The following is a 17,593-nucleotide window of genomic DNA, read 5'->3' as shown; positions in this document are numbered from 1 at the left end:
CTACCCGCCGGGCCGCTGGGCGTCGGTCCCCTTCCTGTCGTCCGCCTCCTCGGCGGCGGAGACGGCGGGATCGATGCGGATGCTCTCGGCCCGGCGGCCGATCCACTGGAAGCTGGCCAGCCCGACCACCATCAGCACCACCACCGCCAGCAGCAGCGACGGGTAGACGATGGCGGAGATCTCGGAGGTCCGCGCCTCGAACACCAGCACCAGCCCTTCCAGGCTGGCGGCGACGATGATGGTGGTCAGGAACTTCGTCAGGGTGCGGCGGGCCTCGTCGGCGTGGCGAAGCTCGCGGTCGCGGTCGATCTCCTCCTCGTAGAGGTACTTGGCAATCTCGAAGACGGCGATGGACAGCACGATCAGCCCCACCCCGTCCAGCAGGGCGGCGGTGAGCTGCTCGGGGTGCATCGACACCGCCCCCTCCACCACGGTCAGCGCAGCGACGCCGATGAACACCAGCGCGAACAGCGCCAGCGTCGTGGCCGCCAGCAGATACATCGCCCGCGACGCGATCTGAAACATCCTCGTCCACCCCGCTTCCGCCATCCACGCCGACATGGAAACGCGCAAGGCGGCGGTTCCGCCCGGCGGGAGCGCGGGAATTCCGGGGCAGGCCGCCCCGCCGATCGGTGGAACCGGCGGGGTCGCGGGCCCGGTCAGCCCCGCCGCGCGCCGGTGTGGACGATCGTCCCGACATGCTCGCCGCGCAGCGCGGCGGTCAGCCGGCCCGGCACCAGCCCGTTGACGATCTGCACGCGCTCGATGTGGCGGGCGTTCGCCATGATCTCGGGCAGCGAGCGGTCCACCGGCAAGGTGCCGTCGAAGCCGGCGAGATCGGCGGCGGACAGCTCGCGGATCAGTTCCGCCGTCTCCCCATCGGGGCCGTTGGGGTCGGCGGTGCAGACGCCGTCGACGTCCTCGACGATCGTCAGACCGGCCGCGCCGAGCGCGTCGGCCAGCAGGAAGGCGCCGGCGTCGGCCCGGTGCGGCGGGATGCGCGACCCCGGAAACTCGTGGTGGTGGTAGGGCGGGAAGGCGCTGCCCACCACGGCGCGGGCCGCCGCCAGATGGATGGCGAGCTGGCTGGCGATGGTCGGGTGCTCGACGTAGGACACCCCTTCCGGCGCCAGCAGGGAGGCGAGGATGTGGCCGTTCTGCCCGGCCTCGCTGGCGGCGAGCGGCGCCAGCGACCCGACCGGCAGGCCGAGGTCGAGCCCGACCCCGTAAAGGTGGCGGGCGCGGATGCCGGCGCCGGTCAGGATGAGCAGGCGGTGCTCCGGCAGCAGCCGGCGAATCTCGTCCACGACCGGAAGGATGGCCTCGGCGCCGCGATCCATGATGGAACGCCCGCCGATCTTGACGACCTGCAACCAGGGCAGCAGCCGGATCGGGCGCACGCCGGCGACCGGGCGGGTCAGGTCGCTGTCGAGGAGGGTCTGGCGCGCGAGCGGCGAGGCCACATGCTTGATGCTGTTGGTGGTGTCGGGCATGGCGATGGTCCCTCAGCTCGCGGTGATGATGGTGCCGACAGGCTCGCCGGCGAGCGCGCGGGTCAGGTTGCCGGGGACGAGGCCGTTCACGATCTGCACCTGACGGACGTGGCGCGCCTGCTTCAGCAGGTCGAGCACCGGGAATTCCAGGATCGAATCCTGCAATCCCCTGGCCTTCATCTCGTCGACCGAGATCCGCGGGATGAAGGTGGCGTCCCTGGAGGTCTTCGGGTTCGCGGTGTGGAGGCCGTCCTCGTCCTTCACGTAGATCATCGCCTTGCAGCCGAACTGCTCGGCGACCAGGAAGCAGCCGGCGTCGGTGCGGTAGGGCGGGATCACGCTCTCGGCGGACGGGCGGATCCACAGCTTGTAGGGGGGCATGCCGCCGAAGACGACGCCGTTCACCTCGGCGAGGTAGAGCGGAACCGCCGAGAGCCCGGCGCTCTCCACCGCCGAGATGCCGTGCCTGGCGAGAAGCTGCCCCAGCATCGCGGCGTTCTGGTCGGCCACCGAGGCGCCGAGCTGCGCCAGCACGCCCGCCGGCAGGTTGAGCCCGGCGGCGATGGAGTAGAGGTGGCGGGCGCGGGTGCCGGCGCCGGTGCCGATCAGCAGCTTGTGCGCCTTGCGGGCGGCGACGATCTCGTCCACCAGCGGGTAGACGGCCGCGCGTCCACGGTCGATGACGCTCTGCCCGCCGATCTTCAGCACCGTCGCGTCGGGCAGGATGCGGAAATCCGCCGCCGCCTCCGCCGCCGCCTGGAGCTGCGCGTCGGTCAGGGACCGCTGCATGAGGAGCGCTTCGAGCGCCGCTGTCGTCTCGGTCATCCGGGAGCTTCCCTTTCTTCGCTGCGCGCCGGCGCCGTCCGCCACCCCCGCCGACCCTTGCGGCGGGGCCGGCCATCCGCCCTGGGCGCTGAAGGGAAAATGCCCCCGTCCCGCTCGCCCGTCAATGGAGAAACGGGGAAACATCGTTTTGTTTCATAGCGTTATAAAGGCATGGCATACAGCGGTCGCGAGGGACCCCGTCCTCGCGGCGGTCCCGTCAGTTGGCCGCCAGGATGACGTGCGAGGCGTCGATCAGCGCGCAGGCCCGATCGCCGACCGCCAGACCGAGATCCTTCGCCGCTTCCAGCGTGACGACGGCAACCAGCGTCCTGCCGTCGCCGATGTCGAGCGTCACCTCGCTGTTGACGGCGCCGTCCTCGCGGCGGGCGACGACGCCCTCGATGCGGTTGCGCGCCGAGGTGCGGCGCGCCTCGTCGGCCGGGGCGAGGATGACGAAGGAGGCCTTGATCAGCGCCGTCGCCTCGCGGCCGGGGAACAGCCCCAGCGCGCGCACGCTGTCGCGGGTGATGACGGCGCTCAGCGCCAGCCGGTCCGACAGGGCGAGCGTCACCTCGGCGGTCACCGTTCCCTCGGCGATGGCGGCGACCGTCCCGCCGAGCGCGTTGCGCGCGCTGGTCCGCATGAAGAGCCCCCACATCAGTGTCGCCGCCGGCAGGCCGGTCCCGTCCGGCCCCGGCTGCATCGCGGCCAGCGCCCGCGCCATCTCGCCTTCCAGATGGTGGAAGACCGCCACCACCCGCGCGCCCTCGGCCGTCAGCACGGCGCCGCCGCCCTTGCGCCCGCCGGCCCTGCCGTCGACCAGGGGCCGCCCGAACAGGGTGTTCATCGCGTCGACGGCGTCCCAGGCCGACTTGTAGGTGATGCCGGCCGCCCGCGCCGCGCCGGAGATGCTGCCCTCGCGCGCCACCGCCTCCAGCAGCCGGATGCGCTCGGCCCCGACCGGCGACGCGTTGGCCGCGGCGAAGGAAAGCTGGACGCGAACCGGCATGGCCGACCTCGTGAGCGACGCTGTGGGGCGGGAGCATATAACCGTAATATTTTTACGTGCACAACCCCTTTCCCGGCTGCGGCCGGGGTTCCCTCCCCCATGGTGACGCCGGCTTCACCGTCCCGTCGCGGCGTGGCGGTTTTCCGATCCAGGACGGGCCGCAACACTGTATCCACATGAATACAGGGAAGCGGCCCCCTGATGATGCACCGCCCTGCGGAAGCCGGCCCCTCCTAGCCCGCCACCGCCTCCGCCGGCCGCGCCGCCGTCGCGGGCGCCGCCGTGGCGGCGTGGCGGCCGGCGAGGCGGCCGGAGGTGAAGGCCCAGGCGAGATGATGCCCGTGCCCCTCCAGCAGCAGCCCGCCCTGCCCGACCGAGCCGACCGCGTAGAGTCCCGGAATCGCCGCGCCGTCGGCGCGCGTCACCTGATGGTCGCGGTTCACCGTCAGCCCGCCGTCGGTCAGGATGATCCAGCTCTTGACCGGTCCCAGCGCGTGGTACGGCCCCTTGCCCAGCGGCGGCCGCCCGCCCGGCGCGGCGTTGTGGGCCTCCACCGCGCCGCGCAGCGCCGCCGCCGGCACGCCCATCGAGGCGGCCAGATCCTCGACCGTGGCGCCGCCGTGGTAGAGATCCGGCCGCGTCCGCTTGTAGTCGCCGAGATAGGCGTAGGCGACGCCGGGCGCGGTCGAGATGAAGTAGGGCCAGCCACGGAACTTGCGGGCGACGCTGTCGTCGAAGACGATGTAGCCGACCTTGTCCGGCTGGTCGGCCAGCGCGTAGTTCGGCTTGCCGAGTTCGTCGGTGAAGCGCTCGCCGCGCTTGTTGACCAGGATGGCGCCCTCGCGGAACAGGCTCGGCTCCGGGCTGAGGTAGGTCGTCACGAAGGACAGGATGAAGGGCCGCAGCATCCAGGCCGGCAGCTTTTCCAGGGCGACGCGCATCGCCCCGGTCAGCCAGCGGTGCGGCGGCAGGCGCAGCAGCACGCTGGGCTTGGCCGGCGGCATGAAGCGCAGGTTGGGGCCGTAGACGATCTCGCCGAACCGCACCTCGGCCCCGAGTTCCTCGCCGAAGCGGTGGCCATCGCCGACGTTGGTGGTGTTCACCCCGTCCACCGCGGCGACCGCCGGGTTGAAGCGCCGCTTCCAGTCGGGGCTGGAGGAATAGTCGCCGGTCGCCAGGATCACCGCGCGGCGCGCCCGCAGCTCGTGCGGCACCCCGCCGATGCGGGCGGCGACGCCGACGACGCGGCCGTCCTCGACCAGCAGCCGCTCGACGGTGGCGTCGACCCGCGCATCCACCCCGACGCGGCGCGCCTCGCGCGACACGAAATAGATGTAGGCGCGCGAGTTGGGCAGCACGTTGTGCATGCGCGGCTGGCGGTGCGGCGGCTCGGGCATCGGCCCGTGGAAGGTGACGCCCAGCGACATCAGCCACGCCACGCTGTCCGGGACGTTCTCGACCAGGATGCGACGCAGCTCCTCGTTGTCCCTGGCCGCCAACTCGCCGGCGAACTTCGCCATGTCCTCGAAATGCGCCTGGGTGTCGTCCTTGATGCCGGCGCGGCGCTGGTGCCAGGTGCCGGTCGATGTGATCGAGCCGATCGACAGGCCGGTGCTGCCGCGCAGCTCCGTGTGCTTTTCCAGAAGGACGACCTTGGCGCCCTCCTGGCGGGCGAAGATGGCGGCGGTCAGGCCGGAGCCGCCGCCGCCCACGACGACGATGTCGGTCTCTTCCCGGACGGTCCGGTCCTGGCCGCTGGTGGTGCTGGTCATGTCACGCCCTCTCCCATGGGGGTGCCGTCCGGCGCGCGGGGTGCGCGCGGCCGGCGGCGGATTCGTCGGTCCGGTCGATAGCCCCGGTCAGTCCGTCTTGTGGTCGAGCGTCCGCGCCCGGCGGCTCAGCCACCAGCCGGCCTGCTCCGGCCAGCCGGCGAAATCGCCGGCGCCGGTCAGTTGCTGGCGGGCGCGCAGCGGCCAGTTCGGGTCGGCCAGCGCCTCGCGCCCGACGGCGACGAGATCGGCCCGACCGTCGCGCAGGATCGCCTCCGCCTGCGGTCCGTCCAGGATCAGCCCGACCGCCATCGTCGCCACGCCCGCCTCGCGCCGGATCGTCTCGGCGAAGGGCACCTGGAATCCAGGATGGCGCGGCACGGCGGCGGCCGTCGCCGACACCCCCACCATCCCGCCCGACGAGCAGTCGATGACGTCGATCCCGATCCCGGCCAGCGCGCGGGAGAAGGCGACGCTGTCCTCCAGCGTCCAGCCGCCCTCGACCCAGTCGGTCGCCGAGATGCGGACGAACAGCGGCCTGTCGGCCGGCCACGCCGCGCGCACCGCCGCCGCCACCTCCAGCGGAAAGCGGCAGCGCCCCTCGAAGTCGCCGCCATAGCCGTCGGTCCGCCGATTGCTCAGCGGCGACAGGAACTGGTGCAGCAGATAGCCGTGGGCGCAATGCAGCTCCGCCACCGCGAAACCGGCGTCGAGCGCCCGCAGCGCCGCCGCCCGCCAGGCCTCGACCAGCGCCGCGAGGTCATCGCGGTCGAGTTCGCGGGGCGTCGGCCAGCCCTCGGCGACGGGGAGCGGCCTTGCCGACACCACCGGCCAGGGCGGTTCGCCGCGCGCGATGTCGGCGGCGCCGAGCGGCCCGTGCCCCTGCCAGGGGCGCTGGCTGGCCGCCTTGCGCCCGGCATGGCCGAGCTGGATGCCGGGCACCGCGCCGAACTCCGCCAGCATCGTCGCGATGGCGCGCAGGCCGGGGATCTGGCGGTCGTCCCACAGGCCGAGGTCGCCCGGCGTGATGCGGCCCTGCTCGGTCACCGCCGTCGCCTCGACGAAGACCAGCCCGGCCCCGCCCATGGCGAAGCGGCCGAGATGGACCCGGTGCCATTCCCCGGCCACGCCATCCACCGCCCCGCCGTTCACGGCGGAATACTGGCACATCGGCGAGACGACGATCGGGTTGCGCAGCGTCACCGCCCGCAGGGCGAGCGGCGAGGCGATGCGGGGGACGCCCTCTTGCGCGACGGCGCTCACCGGGCGGTGACCTCGCGGCCGAGCGCGCGGGCGGCGGCCTCGGCGGCGCGCAGGCCGGTGACCGCCGACTTGGTCAGGCCGCCGACATAGCCGATGGCGTCGCCGCCCTCCAGCCCGCCGGTGGTGGCTCCCGCCGCGAACAGCCCGTCGATCGGGCTGCCGTCGGCGCGCGTGACCCGGCTCTGGTCGTCGATGGCGATGCCGCCCATCGTGTAGGTCATGCCGGCGACCAGCCGGATCGCCTGGAAGGGGCCGGTGCGGATCGGGAAGGGCCGCGCCCGCGTGGTGCCGCGCGGCGGGGCCAGATCCTCCGTGCGGCCCCCGTCCACGGCGGCGTTGTAGGCGGCGACCGTCGCCGCCAGCCGGTCGGCGGGAATCCCGAGCTGGCCCGCCAGCCCCTCCAGCGTGTCGGCCTGGACCACCGTGCCGCCGACGCGCGGCAGGTGCGGGTTGGCCGGGATGATCGATTCGGTGGCCGGACCGTCCCAGATCGGGCGGTCGAAGATCACGGTGGCGCTCAGCGGGTCGTCGAGCTTGGCGATCCGGTTGGTCACATAGACGCCGCCCCGCCCCTCGTCGACGAAGCGCTCGCCCTCGCCGTTCACCACGATGCCGGCCATGACGATCTCGTCGAGCCACGGGTAGGGCCAGAGCCTGTCGTTGCGCAGCGCGTCCTGGCAGAGGATGTGGCCGTACACATAGGGCGTGCCGAGCGTCGCCGCCCCGGCCCGCACCGCCATGCGCAGCCCGTCGCCGCCGCCGGTGCCGGCCCCGCGCTGGCGCACGCCGTCGGGCGCCGGGGAGACATGCTCGCGCACCAGCTCCGGGTCGCCCTGGAAACCGCCGTCGGCGATGACCACGCCCGCCGCCTGGCAATGGACGCTCTCGCCGCCGCGCTCGGCGCGCAGCCCGACGATCCGGCCGTTCTCCACCATCAGCTCGCGGACACGGACGCCGCGCTGAAGGCTGCCGCCGCGCTTCTCCAGGTTGGCGCCCAGCGTGCGCAGCAGCGTGTCGCCGCCCCGCCCCTCCCAGTTCAGGCCCGGCTGCGGCAGGGCCGGCGGGGCCAGCACGGTGTCCTGCCAGTCGCGCGGACCGGCCTTCAGGAAACGGATTCCCTGCTTGCGCAGCCAGTCGACGGCGCGCGGCGCCTCGGTGGCGATCATCGTCACCAGCGGCTCGGCGACGAAACCGTCGGTCTCGCTGCGGATGGTCGCCTTCACCTCCTCCACGGGGCGGTGCAGGCTGCGCATGCCGATGTGGAAGGCGCCGCCGGTGAAGCGCGAGTTGCACAGATAGCGGTCGTCCGTGCCCTTCTCCAGCACCAGCACCTTCAGGCCCAGCTCGGCGGCGCGGTTGGCCGCGACCAGCCCGGCGATGCCGCCGCCGACGACGATCAGGTCGGCGCTCAGATCGGCTTTCATCCTCGTTCCCTCCCAGGGATTTGTTTTTGGGCGATTGCTTGAGCGATTGTTCCCGTGCCCGCCGTGCGGCGGCTACTTCGGCAGCAGCATGTCGGAGATGATGGCGACCAGCTCGGCGAAGGCCTTCATCACCAGGAACAGCAGCGGCGCGCTCAGCGCCAGCACCAGGGCGGCGCCGCCGCCCCAGCCGGACAGCAGGGCGACCACGGCGACGAACAGCGGCGCCAGCCCGGCGACGACGGCCAGCCAAAGGCCATATTGGACGACGAAACGAACCGCCGGATAATTCTGCTCTGGCGACATGTCCCTAACCCCGTGTTTGCGGTGATGGCGACGGAAGCGTGGCCCGGCGGCGGAGCGCCCTGTCCCGCGGCGGGTCCGGCCGGGCCGGCAAAAACTTCAGACGCCATATTGTTGACAGTTCACAATCATGATGTACACTGATAATACGTATGCTGTCAATATGCGGCGAAAGACGCAAGGCGGACGCAGCGGGAGGGGACGGGTCGAACCGGCGCCGCTCCCGATCGACGATCCGCCAAGCCGCAGCAGCCTGCGGGCGCCCCACACAACGAACGCGCGATCGCACCAAGCGCGTTCATCCCAAGGGAGGGAAAGCATGAACACCCGCACCTCGGCGCTGGCCCTGGGAACGACCGCCCTCGGCCTGACCCTGCTGGCCGGCGGACCGGCCTCGGCCGCCTTCACCGACAACGTCGTCCGCATCGGCGTCCTCAACGACCAGTCGGGCCTCTACGTGGACATCATGGGCCACGGCTCGATCGCCGCCGCCCGCATGGCGGTGGAGGATTTCGGCGGCAGGATCGGCGACACGCCCATCGAGGTCGTCGCCGCCGACAACCAGAACAAGGCCGACGTCGGCTCCGCCATCGCCCGGCAATGGTACGACGCCCAGGGCGTCGACATGATCGCGGAGATCGCCAACTCCTCGGTGGCGCTGGCGGTGGTCGACATCGCCAAGCAGAAGAACAAGGTCGCCATCGTCTCCGGCTCCAACACCAACCGGCTGACCGGCGATTCCTGCACGCCGAACCACGTCCACTGGGCCTTCGACAACTACGCGCTGGCCAACGCCACCGCCCGCGCGGTGGTCAAGCAGGGTGGCACCTCCTGGTTCTTCATCACGTCGGACTACGCCTTCGGCCACGACATGGAGAAGCAGGCCGGCGACATCGTGAAGCAGTCGGGCGGCACGGTGGTCGGCTCGGTGCGGGCGCCGCTGAACACGGCCGACTTCGCCTCCTATCTGTTGCAGGCGCAGGGGTCGGGGGCCAAGGTGATCGGGCTGGCCAACGCCACCGCCGACTTCACCAACACGGTCAAGCAGGGCAAGGAGTTCGGCATCCTCGACGGCGGCCAGCGCTTCGCCGGCCTGACCGTCTATCTGACCGACATCGACGGGCTGGGGCTGGAGGCGGCGCAGGGCACGCTGCTGAGCGTGCCCTTCTACTGGGACCTGAACGACCGCACCCGCAAGTTCTCCAACCGCTTCTTCGAGCGCCACGGCAAGATGCCGACCGCCTATCAGGCGTCGGTCTATTCGCAGGTCACCCATTACCTGAAGGCGGTCAAGGCGCTGGGCAGCGACGGCGACGGCCGCGCGGTGGTCGCCAAGATGAAGGAGCTGCCGACCGACGACGACGCCTACGGCCAGGGCTCGGTCCGCGTCGACGGGCGCAAGCTGCACCCGATGTACCTGTTCCAGGTGAAGACCCCGCAGGAATCCAAGGGCCGCTGGGACTACTACAAGCTGGCCGGAACGATCCCGGTCGAGGAGGCGTGGAAGCCGCTCGACCCCGCCTGCCCGCTCGTCCCCCGCACCTGACGCCGCCCGTCCGCCCGATTCCCTTTCCACGGAGGTTCCGTTGGTCGTCGAAGAACGCACCTATGTCCTGCACACCGGCGTCAGCCTCGCCGAGTATCTGCGCATCTACGAGACGGAGGGGCTGCCGGCGCAAAAGCCGATCCTCGGCGGGTTCCTCGGCTATTTCGTCACCGAGTTCGGCACCCAGAACCAGCTCGTCCATCTCTGGGCCTACGCCGACCTGGAGGACCGCCGGGCGCGACGGGCGGAACTGGCGAAGAACGCGCAATGGCTGGGCTGCCTGGCGAAGATCCGGCCGATGATCATGACCATGGAGAACCGGATCATGTACCCGACCGGCTTCTCGCCGATCCGCAGCCTGCCGGTGCGGACGGGTCAGCCGGACACGGCGCTGGCGTAGGGAACGCCCCTCTCCTCCCCATCGTGCCAGCCCTTCTCCCACGAGGGGAGAGGGGCCGTCACGATGGGGAGGCCCCCGCAACCGGCGCATGACAGCCACGCCCAACCCCCGTCACCACGGCGCCCGGCTTCGCGGTTAAGCTTCAGGCCCTTAACCGTCCACCCCGACCGTCCACCGCAGAGCCGCCGTCCCGCCATGCGCCTGATCCTCCTTCTCGGCCTCGCCGGTTTCGCGAGCGCCTTCTCCCTGCGCACCACCGATCCCATGCTGACGATCATCGCCGCCGACCTCGACGTGTCGGTGCGGCAGGCGGCGCTGCTGGCCTCGGCCTACACGCTGCCCTACGCGCTGATGCAGATCGTGCTGGGGCCGGTCGGCGACGCCATCGGCAAGTCCCGGCTGATCCGGCTGGCGCTGATGGTGCTGACCGTCGGGCTGGCGCTGTCGGCCATCGCGCCGTCCTACGGCACGGTGATGGCCGGACGCATCCTGGCCGGGGCCTTCGCCGGCGGCATCATCCCGGCCTCGATGGCGCTGATCGGCGACCGCGTCGCCTACGGGGAGCGCCAGATCGCCATCAGCCGATTCCTGCTGGCGGTGATCCTCGGCCAGATGTCCGGCTCGGTGGTGGCCGGAATCATGGCCGAGGCGTATGGCTGGCGCGCCGTCTTCGGGCTGGCCGCCGGGCTGACCGCGCTGATCTGCGCCGCCGCCCTGATCGGCCTGCGCGGCGAGGTGGAGGCCCGCTCGCCGCTGTCCGTCGCCGACGCGCGGCGGCGCTACGCCACGGTGCTGACCAACCCGGTCTCGCTGTTCGTCTTCGCCACCGTGGCCGGCGAGGGGCTGCTGATCTTCGGGATCTTCCCCTTCGTCGCCCCGGTCCTGATGGCGCACGGCGCGTCCGGCGCCTTCGAGGCCGGGCTGACCATCGCCGCCTTCGCCATCGGCGGAGTCGCCTACAGCGCGGTGGTGCGGCGGCTGATCGCCTCGCTCGGGCAGTGGGGGATGATGCAGGCCGGCGGTCTGCTGGCCGGGCTGGCCTATCTGCTCATCGCCTTCCCGGTGCCCTGGCCGGTGGTCAGCGCCGCCTTCCTGGTCGCCGGCTTCGGATTCTACATGCTGCACAACACCATGCAGACCCAGGCGACGGAGCTGGCGCCGACCGCGCGCGGCTCGGCGCTGGCGCTGTTCGCCTCCTCCTTCTTCCTCGGGCAGGGCATCGGGCCGGTGCTGTACGGCGCCGTCGCCGACCACACCGGCTTTCCGCCGCTGTTCCTCGGGGTGGGGGTGCTGACCGCCCTGCTCGGCTTCGCCTCGGTCCGGCTGATCCGTCGTCCCCGGACGGCGTGACTCCTCACGCCGCGTAGTAGCGCCCGAAGCGGTTGGCGAGGAACAGGGCGAGCGGCACCTGTTCCTGCCGGACGAAGCCGGCCTGCGGGATCGAGCCCTCGCGCAGCAGGTCGAGGATCGCGCAGACGCCGGCGGCGGTGGTCACCTGGATGGCGCTCCAGGTCCGGCCGCCGCCCATGGGACCCGGGATCACCTTGCTGTAGATCTTGCTCACGAAGGTCTCCTGCCGCAGTTCGCCCTCTTGGCGACCGGTGGCGGTGGCGACGACCAGCACGACGTCCTGGAGGGTCAGCGGGACCGCCGTCTCCAGCACGTCCTTCAGCAGATGGCGCCGCTCGCCCAGCCGCAGGTCGCGGATCAGCAGGCGGACGATGTCGCGGTGGCCGGGGTAGCGCACCGTCTTGTAATCGAGGTTGCGCACCTTGCCGGCCAGCGTCGCGCACAGCGAGCCCAACCCGCCCGAGGTGTTGAACGCCTCGTAATCCACCCCGTCCAGGGCGAAGCGCTCGTCGCCCTCCAGCGGCATCACCTCGCGCGGGACGCCGTCGACGATCGCCTCGCACGGGTTGCAGTATTCGTTGATCAGCCCGTCAGTGCTCCAGGTCAGGTTGTATTTCAGGGCATTGGTCGGGTATTGCGGCAGGGCGCCGACCCGCAGATGCAGGTTGTGCAACTCGTCGAAGCGGCGGGCGAGGTCGTGGCCGACGACCGAGATGAAGCCCGGCGCCAGCCCGCATTGCGGAATCAGCGCGCTGTTGGCGGTCTCGGCCAGCGCCTTGACGGCGCGGGTGGCGGCGACGTCCTCGGTGAGGTCGAGGTAATGGGCGCCGGCGGCCACGGCGGCGGCGGCGATGCGCGGGGTCAGGCTGAAGGGACAGGCGCTGACCACCGCCTGCTGTCCGGCGACGGCGGCGCGCAGCGAGGCGTCGTCCTCGACATCGACGCGCTGAATTCGAAACCCGGCCCGCTCGGCGCGGGCCAGAAGCTCTTCGTCGCGGTCGCCGACGGTGACGGCGAAATCGCCGGCGCCGTTGCCGGTCTGCGTCAGCAGCGTGGCGATCATCGAGCCGATCTTGCCGGCGCCCAGAACCAGAACCTTCATCGTGCCCATGGCTTGTGCCCTTCCCTGTTCCCTGGTTGGCGACGGTGACGCCGCATTCCAAAGGTGGCCGGCGGGCATGCCGGGCGACAGCGGGCAAAGCGCCGGATCGCCGGCCGATTTCCGTCGAAATGACGGAATGGCCGATGAATCGCCGGACCATGGTTTCCCCGTCGCGCCGGCCCGGCGGGCGGGTTATGGTTTCCGTCACCCGTTCGGCAACCACGGCACCGGCCATGACCCAGACCGCCCAGACCGCCCAGACCCGCCAGCTCACCGCCCCGCACGCCGTCCTGCTGGAGGAACCGCGCGACGGCGTTCCCCAGACCAGCGAGATGATCCTCGGCGAGCGCTTCGACCTGCTGGAGGAGTGGGAGGGCTGGCTGCGGGTGGCGAACCGCTTCGACGGCCATGTCGGCTGGCTGCCGCCCGGCACGCCGCACGCAGATCCGGTAACGCCGACCCACCGGGTCCGTGCCCTGCGCGCCGACCTGCACCCGGCACCGACCCACAAGGCGCCGCCGGTGGCGCCGCTCAGCGTTGGGTCGCTGGTGACGCTGGACGGGCGGGCCGACAATGGCTGGGTCGGCGTCGGCGACGGGCTGTGGCTGTTCGGCAAGTGGCTGGAGCCGGTCGAGGCCCCGCCGGTCCCCGACCATGTCGCCACCGCGCTGCGCTTCCTGGAGACCCCCTATGTCTGGGGCGGGCGCAGCGCCTTCGGGATCGACTGCTCCGGGCTGGTGCTGACGGCGATGGCGGCGGCCGGGGTGGTGTCGCACCACAGCAGCGGCAAGCAGCGCCAGGACGGGCGGCTCGGTGCCTGGATCTCCGACGACGGCCGGGACGCGGATGGCCGGGACGTCGCCTACCAGCGCGGCGACATCGTGTTCTTCCCCGGCCATGTCGGGATCATGCTGGACGGGGCGCGGCTGCTGCACGCCACCGTCTTCACCATGTCGGTGGTGGTCGAGCCGCTAGCCGACGTCACCGCCCGCGCCGAGAGCATCAACGGCGTGCGCCGCCCCGGCAACCACGGCGTCGGCGCCAGCGCCGCGCGGGCGTAGCGCCTCGCCGACCAGCAGCAGCGTCGGCCCCTTCCCGGCGGCGACACCGTTCGCCGCCATGGCGCCGAGCGTGGTCCGGTGTTGGCGCTCGTCGGGGCGGCAGCCGTTCTCCACCGCCAGCACCGGGGTGTCGGGCGGCAGGCCGGCCCCGGTCAGCCCCCGCCCGACCGCGCGGGCCTGCTCGCGCCCCATGTAGATCGCCAGCGTGCCGTTCGGATCGGCCAGCCGCGCCCAATCCGGTTCGAAGCGCTCGCCGTCGCGGCCATGGGCGGTGACGAAGGTGACGGCCCGCGCGACGCCGCGCCGGGTCAGCGACAGCCCGGTCGAGGCGGCGCAGCCCAGCGCGGCGGTGATGCCGGGGACGACGCGCACCGGGATGCCGAGGCCGTCGAGATGGTCGATCTCCTCGCCGGCCCGGCCGAAGATCATCGGGTCGCCGCCCTTCAGCCGGACGACGCGGCGGCCCATCAGCGCCTGCGCGGCGATCAGCGCGTTGATCTCGTCCTGCGGCAGGGAGTGGCGGCCCGAGCGCTTGCCGACGCAGATCCGCTCCGCCTTCGGGTGGGCGAGGTCGAGGATGCCGTCGCCGACAAGGTGGTCGTAGAGCACGACGTCCGCCGCCGCCAGCGCCTTGACCGCCGCGACGGTCAGCAGATCCGGATCGCCCGGCCCGGCCCCGACCAGCGTGACGGAGCCGAGGGCGGGACGGGACCGGGTTTCGTGCTTCCATGCGGCCACGTGCCCCCACCCTGACCCTCCCCCGCTGGGCGGGGGAGGGGACGGACGCCGAATACCGACAAAGCGCTTGTCCCCCTCCCCCGCCCAGCGGGGGAGGGCCGGGATGGGGATAAGGGTTGTGGGGGCAGGGGTCTGCGTCGGGACGAGGAAGCTCCATTCCCCGAACGCCCGAACGAACCGCCCGAACCCCTCACGCCATTTCGCGTTGATGAGCATGACGAAGCACCTCCTTGAGTTCGGGAACGCAGGATCCGCAGTTGGTGCCGGCCTTCAGGGCGGCGCCGATCTCCTGCACGCTGGTCATGCCCTGGCCGCGGATCGTGGCGATCAGGCGGTTGACGCCGACGCTGAAACAGGAACAGACAATCCGCCCCTCGTCGGCCCTGGCTCCCGGCGCCCGGCCGGCGAGCAGCGCGCCGCGCAGGCCGTCGTCCACCCCGTCCGCCTCCAGCAGCCCGGCCAGCCAGTCGCGGCCCGGCAGTCGGCCGGCGCCGGCCGTGACGGCGGTGACGAACAGACAGGCCTCCAGCCGGTCGCCGCTCAGCCACGCCTTGCGGGTGCCGCCGCGCGCCGCGTCGCTGAATTCGATCACCGCACCGTCAGGCGCGAAGCCCGGCAGCCAGCCCGTATCAAGATCTGCGGGGATCGCGCCGGTGCCGGCCATCTCGATCAGGTGCCCGCCGGCCACCACGCGCCGCGCCCAATAGCCGCCATGGGCCGGCTCGACCGGCCGGCGGGTCAGCAGGAAGGCGGTCCAGTCCGGCCGGTAGGGCTGCACCGTCGCCGGCATCCGCTTCAGGTCGGGCTGGCCGGACTGCGGATCGACCGCCTCGTCATCGACCAGACGGCCGATCACGCAGGATCCGGTGAAGCGGTCGGTCCAATGCATCGGCAGGAAGGCGGTGCCCTCCCCCTGCCCGTCCGTGACGCGGACCCGCGCCAGCGCCTCGCCGGCCACGGTGACGACCCGCGCCAGCCCGCCATCCTCCAGCCCGCGCGCGGTGGCGTCGGCCGGGTGGACGTCCAGGCACGGCTCCGGCGCGTGGGCCGACAGGCGCGGCGCCAGCCCGGTGCGGGTCATGGTGTGCCACTGGTCGCGCAGCCGCCCGCTGTTCAACAGCAGGGCGCCGTCGGGCAGCGAGCGCGGCAGCGCCCGCGTCGTCACCGGGACGAAGCGCGCCCGCCGGTCGTCGGTGAAAAAGCGGCCGTCGGCGAACAGGCGCTGCTGGGGCGCCTCCCCCGCCCGCCACGGCCAGGGGAAGGGGGCGAGCGTTTCAAATTCAGCGTCGCCGATCCCGGCCAGCGCGCCGATGTCGAAGGCGCGCTCGCTCATCCAGTCCGCGCCGTTCTCGAAGGCGGACAGCGCGGCGTGCTCGCGGAACACGTCGGCGGCGCTCTCATAGGCGAAAGCATCCGCGAACCCCATCCGCCGCGCCACCTGGGTGAGGATCCACCAGTCGGGCCGCGCCTCGCCCTCGAACGGGCGGAAAGCGCGCTGGCGCGAGATGGTGCGGTCGGAGTTGGTGACGGTGCCGTCCTTCTCGCTCCAGCCCGCCGCCGGCAGGCGGATGTGGGCGAGGCGGCCGGTGTCGGTGTCGCGGATGCAGTCGGAGACGACGACCGTCGGGCAGTTCGCCAGCGCCCGGCGGATCCGGCCGGCGTCGGGCATGCTGACCGCCGGGTTGGTCGCCATGATCCACACCGCCTTGACGCTGCCGCGTTCGATGGCGCGGAACAGGTCGACCGCCTTCAGGCCCGGCTTCGCCGCCACGCGCGGCGCGTTCCAGAAGCGGCGGACGCGGTCGACGTCCTCGACCGTGAAGCCCATGTGGGCGGCGAGCTGGTTCGCCAGACCGCCGACCTCGCGCCCGCCCATGGCGTTGGGCTGGCCGGTGACGGAGAAGGGCCCCATCCCCGGCTGGCCGATCCGTCCGGTCAGGAAATGGACGTTCAGGATGGCGTTGACGGTGTCGGTGCCCTGGGACGACTGGTTGACGCCCTGGGAATAGACGGTGACGACCCGCTCGGTCGTTGCGACTTCAGCGTAGAAGGCGGCGACCTCCGCCTCGCTGAGTTTGCAACGCCGCGCCACCGTGGCGATGTCCGGCGCCTCGGCCCTGGCGGCGGCCAGCGCCTCCTCCTCGCCGCTGGTGCGACGGCCGACGAAAACGGCGTCGGTGCGGCCGGTGGCGTGCAGATAGACCAGCAGCCCGTTGAACAGCACCGAATCCGTGCCGGCGGCCAGCGCCAGATGGCGGTCGGCCCCGTCCACGCTGGCGGTGCGGCGCGGGTCGATCACGACGATCCGCGTCCCCTGCGCCGCCCTGGCGGCCAGCAGACGCTGGTTCAGCACCGGGTGGCACCACGCCAGATTCGAGCCGACCAGAACCACGAGCTTGGCCGTTTCAAAATCAGCGTAGCTCCCCGGCACCGCGTCGGCGCCCAGCCCGCGCTTGTGCCCGGCCACCGAGGAGGCCATGCAGAGCCGGCTGTTGGTGTCGATGTTGGCGCTGCCGATAAAGCCCTTCATCAGCTTGTTGGCAACGTAGTAGTCCTCGGTCAGCAGCTGGCCGGAGACGTAGAAGGCGACCGAGTCCGGACCATGCTCGGCGATGGTGTCGGCAAAGCGCGTTGCGACTTCAGCGAGGGCCGCGTCCCAGGTGACGCGCCGCCCGCCGATCTCCGGATGGAGCAGCCGGCCGCCGGCCTCGCCCGGCACCAGCGTGTCGGCCAGCGCCGAGCCCTTGGAGCAGAGCCGCCCCCGGTTGGCCGGATGGTCGGAGTCGCCGCGCACGGTGACGCGGCCAGGAAAGGGGCCATCCGCCGCCACCCTGGCGACCACGCCGCAGCCGACCCCGCAATAGGGGCAGGTGGTGCGGACCTCCCGCTCGGCGGCTCCGGAGGCGGCCGGCTCCGCCCCGTCAAACATGGCAGGCGCCCTTGCAGCCGCCGCGCGCCGGCCTGGCGAGGCCGAGCGCGATGGTGATGGCGCGGCCGACCAGCCGCACCGGGATGTGGCCGGCGTTGCCCTCGTCGGGCGCGACGGCCTCGCCGGACGCCAGCTCGATCACCCAATTGTGCAGCGGACAGGTGACGCGGCGGCCGTGGACGATGCCCTGCGACAGCGGGCCGTTCCTGTGCGGGCAGCGGTCCTCCAGCGCGAAGACCTCGTCGGAGGCGGTGCGGAACAGGGCGATGTTGCCGGTGGCAGTGCGGACGACGCGGGATCCCAGCACCGGGATGTCGTCCACCATGCCCACTTCGGTCCACAGGACGGTCTGGCTGTCGATGTCGGCGATGATCTGATCCATGG

Annotated in this window: 16 protein-coding genes; 4 read left to right on the top strand and 12 right to left on the bottom strand. The window is 72.0% G+C overall.

Annotated features, from left to right (window positions below; genetic code table 11):
• The 8 genes from J2847_RS24585 to J2847_RS24550 all read right to left on the bottom strand — a co-directional run bounded on the left by J2847_RS24585 (position 1) and on the right by J2847_RS24550 (position 8,086).
• Positions 1-525, bottom strand: coding sequence for a hypothetical protein (locus tag J2847_RS24585; RefSeq protein WP_209781423.1), 525 nt, complete (start codon positions 523-525; stop codon positions 1-3).
• A gap of 134 nt (positions 526-659) precedes the next feature.
• Positions 660-1,493 carry an amino acid kinase family protein gene (locus J2847_RS24580; RefSeq protein WP_209781422.1) on the bottom strand — a complete coding sequence of 278 codons (834 nt, stop codon included), beginning with the start codon at positions 1,491-1,493 and terminating at the stop codon, positions 660-662.
• Positions 1,494-1,505: 12 nt separating this feature from the next.
• Entirely contained in the window at positions 1,506-2,318 is an 813-nt protein-coding gene (locus J2847_RS24575) for an amino acid kinase family protein (RefSeq protein ID WP_209781421.1), read from the bottom strand.
• Between the two features lie 217 nt (positions 2,319-2,535).
• Positions 2,536-3,327, bottom strand: coding sequence for a TOBE domain-containing protein (locus J2847_RS24570; RefSeq protein ID WP_209781420.1), 792 nt, complete (start codon positions 3,325-3,327; stop codon positions 2,536-2,538).
• A gap of 233 nt (positions 3,328-3,560) precedes the next feature.
• On the bottom strand, positions 3,561-5,099 hold the full coding sequence (locus J2847_RS24565; protein WP_209781419.1) for an FAD-dependent oxidoreductase: 1,539 nt from the start codon (positions 5,097-5,099) through the stop codon (positions 3,561-3,563).
• A gap of 87 nt (positions 5,100-5,186) precedes the next feature.
• On the bottom strand, positions 5,187-6,359 hold the full coding sequence (locus J2847_RS24560; RefSeq protein WP_209781418.1) for an NADH:flavin oxidoreductase/NADH oxidase: 1,173 nt from the start codon (positions 6,357-6,359) through the stop codon (positions 5,187-5,189).
• Positions 6,356-7,783 carry an FAD-dependent oxidoreductase gene (locus tag J2847_RS24555; protein ID WP_209781417.1) on the bottom strand — a complete coding sequence of 476 codons (1,428 nt, stop codon included), beginning with the start codon at positions 7,781-7,783 and terminating at the stop codon, positions 6,356-6,358. Before J2847_RS24555 ends, J2847_RS24560 begins: the two co-directional genes overlap by 4 nt.
• Positions 7,784-7,855: 72 nt before the next feature.
• Entirely contained in the window at positions 7,856-8,086 is a 231-nt protein-coding gene (locus J2847_RS24550; protein ID WP_085553122.1) for a hypothetical protein, read from the bottom strand.
• A 316-nt stretch (positions 8,087-8,402) separates the two neighbouring features.
• On the opposite strand from J2847_RS24550, the gene J2847_RS24545 reads away from it, so the two are divergent.
• From J2847_RS24545 to J2847_RS24535, 3 genes are all read left to right on the top strand, one after another.
• Positions 8,403-9,629 (top strand): ABC transporter substrate-binding protein, encoded by a 1,227-nt coding sequence (locus J2847_RS24545; protein ID WP_209781416.1) that lies wholly within the window; start codon positions 8,403-8,405, stop codon positions 9,627-9,629.
• A gap of 40 nt (positions 9,630-9,669) precedes the next feature.
• The gene (locus tag J2847_RS24540; RefSeq protein WP_209781415.1) at positions 9,670-10,029 is read left to right on the top strand and encodes an NIPSNAP family protein; all 360 of its coding nucleotides are present in this window, start codon (positions 9,670-9,672) and stop codon (positions 10,027-10,029) included.
• Between the two features lie 63 nt (positions 10,030-10,092).
• The gene (locus J2847_RS24535; protein WP_209781414.1) at positions 10,093-11,379 is read left to right on the top strand and encodes an MFS transporter; all 1,287 of its coding nucleotides are present in this window, start codon (positions 10,093-10,095) and stop codon (positions 11,377-11,379) included.
• 4 nt (positions 11,380-11,383) lie between these two features.
• Here J2847_RS24535 and J2847_RS24530 read toward each other — a convergent pair whose 3' ends face one another.
• Positions 11,384-12,490 (bottom strand): saccharopine dehydrogenase family protein, encoded by a 1,107-nt coding sequence (locus tag J2847_RS24530; RefSeq protein WP_209781413.1) that lies wholly within the window; start codon positions 12,488-12,490, stop codon positions 11,384-11,386.
• 224 nt (positions 12,491-12,714) lie between these two features.
• Here J2847_RS24530 and J2847_RS24525 point away from each other — a divergent pair, with 224 nt between their 5' ends.
• Positions 12,715-13,542: a C40 family peptidase gene (locus J2847_RS24525; RefSeq protein WP_209781412.1), complete on the top strand. Its 828-nt coding sequence runs from the start codon at positions 12,715-12,717 to the stop codon at positions 13,540-13,542.
• On the opposite strand, the gene cobA is transcribed toward J2847_RS24525, so the two are convergent.
• The 3 genes from cobA to nirD all read right to left on the bottom strand — a co-directional run bounded on the left by cobA (position 13,453) and on the right by nirD (position 17,591).
• Positions 13,453-14,280 (bottom strand): uroporphyrinogen-III C-methyltransferase, encoded by an 828-nt coding sequence (gene cobA / locus J2847_RS24520; RefSeq protein ID WP_325169476.1) that lies wholly within the window; start codon positions 14,278-14,280, stop codon positions 13,453-13,455. The genes J2847_RS24525 and cobA overlap by 90 nt on opposite strands.
• Before the next feature lie 190 nt (positions 14,281-14,470).
• Positions 14,471-17,209 (bottom strand): nitrate reductase, encoded by a 2,739-nt coding sequence (locus tag J2847_RS24515; RefSeq protein ID WP_209781411.1) that lies wholly within the window; start codon positions 17,207-17,209, stop codon positions 14,471-14,473.
• Positions 17,202-17,591: a nitrite reductase small subunit NirD gene (nirD, locus tag J2847_RS24510; RefSeq protein WP_209781410.1), complete on the bottom strand. Its 390-nt coding sequence runs from the start codon at positions 17,589-17,591 to the stop codon at positions 17,202-17,204. The genes J2847_RS24515 and nirD overlap by 8 nt, the downstream gene beginning before the upstream one ends.
• Between the last annotated feature and the right edge of the window lie 2 nt (positions 17,592-17,593).

This window comes from Azospirillum agricola, from assembly GCF_017876095.1.
Taxonomy (GTDB): Bacteria; Pseudomonadota; Alphaproteobacteria; order Azospirillales; family Azospirillaceae; genus Azospirillum; species Azospirillum agricola.
This window is presented reverse-complemented; position numbering and strand designations above follow the sequence as displayed.

Coding starts and splice junctions, on each gene's coding strand:
- J2847_RS24585 (WP_209781423.1), bottom strand. CDS start 525: ATGTTTCAGATCGCGTCGCGGGCGATGTATCTGCTGGCGGCCACGACG.
- J2847_RS24580 (WP_209781422.1), bottom strand. CDS start 1,493: ATGCCCGACACCACCAACAGCATCAAGCATGTGGCCTCGCCGCTCGCG.
- J2847_RS24575 (WP_209781421.1), bottom strand. CDS start 2,318: ATGACCGAGACGACAGCGGCGCTCGAAGCGCTCCTCATGCAGCGGTCC.
- J2847_RS24570 (WP_209781420.1), bottom strand. CDS start 3,327: ATGCCGGTTCGCGTCCAGCTTTCCTTCGCCGCGGCCAACGCGTCGCCG.
- J2847_RS24565 (WP_209781419.1), bottom strand. CDS start 5,099: ATGACCAGCACCACCAGCGGCCAGGACCGGACCGTCCGGGAAGAGACC.
- J2847_RS24555 (WP_209781417.1), bottom strand. CDS start 7,783: ATGAAAGCCGATCTGAGCGCCGACCTGATCGTCGTCGGCGGCGGCATC.
- J2847_RS24550 (WP_085553122.1), bottom strand. CDS start 8,086: ATGTCGCCAGAGCAGAATTATCCGGCGGTTCGTTTCGTCGTCCAATAT.
- J2847_RS24545 (WP_209781416.1), top strand. CDS start 8,403: ATGAACACCCGCACCTCGGCGCTGGCCCTGGGAACGACCGCCCTCGGC.
- J2847_RS24535 (WP_209781414.1), top strand. CDS start 10,093: ATGGGGAGGCCCCCGCAACCGGCGCATGACAGCCACGCCCAACCCCCG.
- J2847_RS24530 (WP_209781413.1), bottom strand. CDS start 12,490: ATGGGCACGATGAAGGTTCTGGTTCTGGGCGCCGGCAAGATCGGCTCG.
- J2847_RS24525 (WP_209781412.1), top strand. CDS start 12,715: ATGACCCAGACCGCCCAGACCGCCCAGACCCGCCAGCTCACCGCCCCG.
- J2847_RS24515 (WP_209781411.1), bottom strand. CDS start 17,209: ATGTTTGACGGGGCGGAGCCGGCCGCCTCCGGAGCCGCCGAGCGGGAG.
- nirD (WP_209781410.1), bottom strand. CDS start 17,591: ATGGATCAGATCATCGCCGACATCGACAGCCAGACCGTCCTGTGGACC.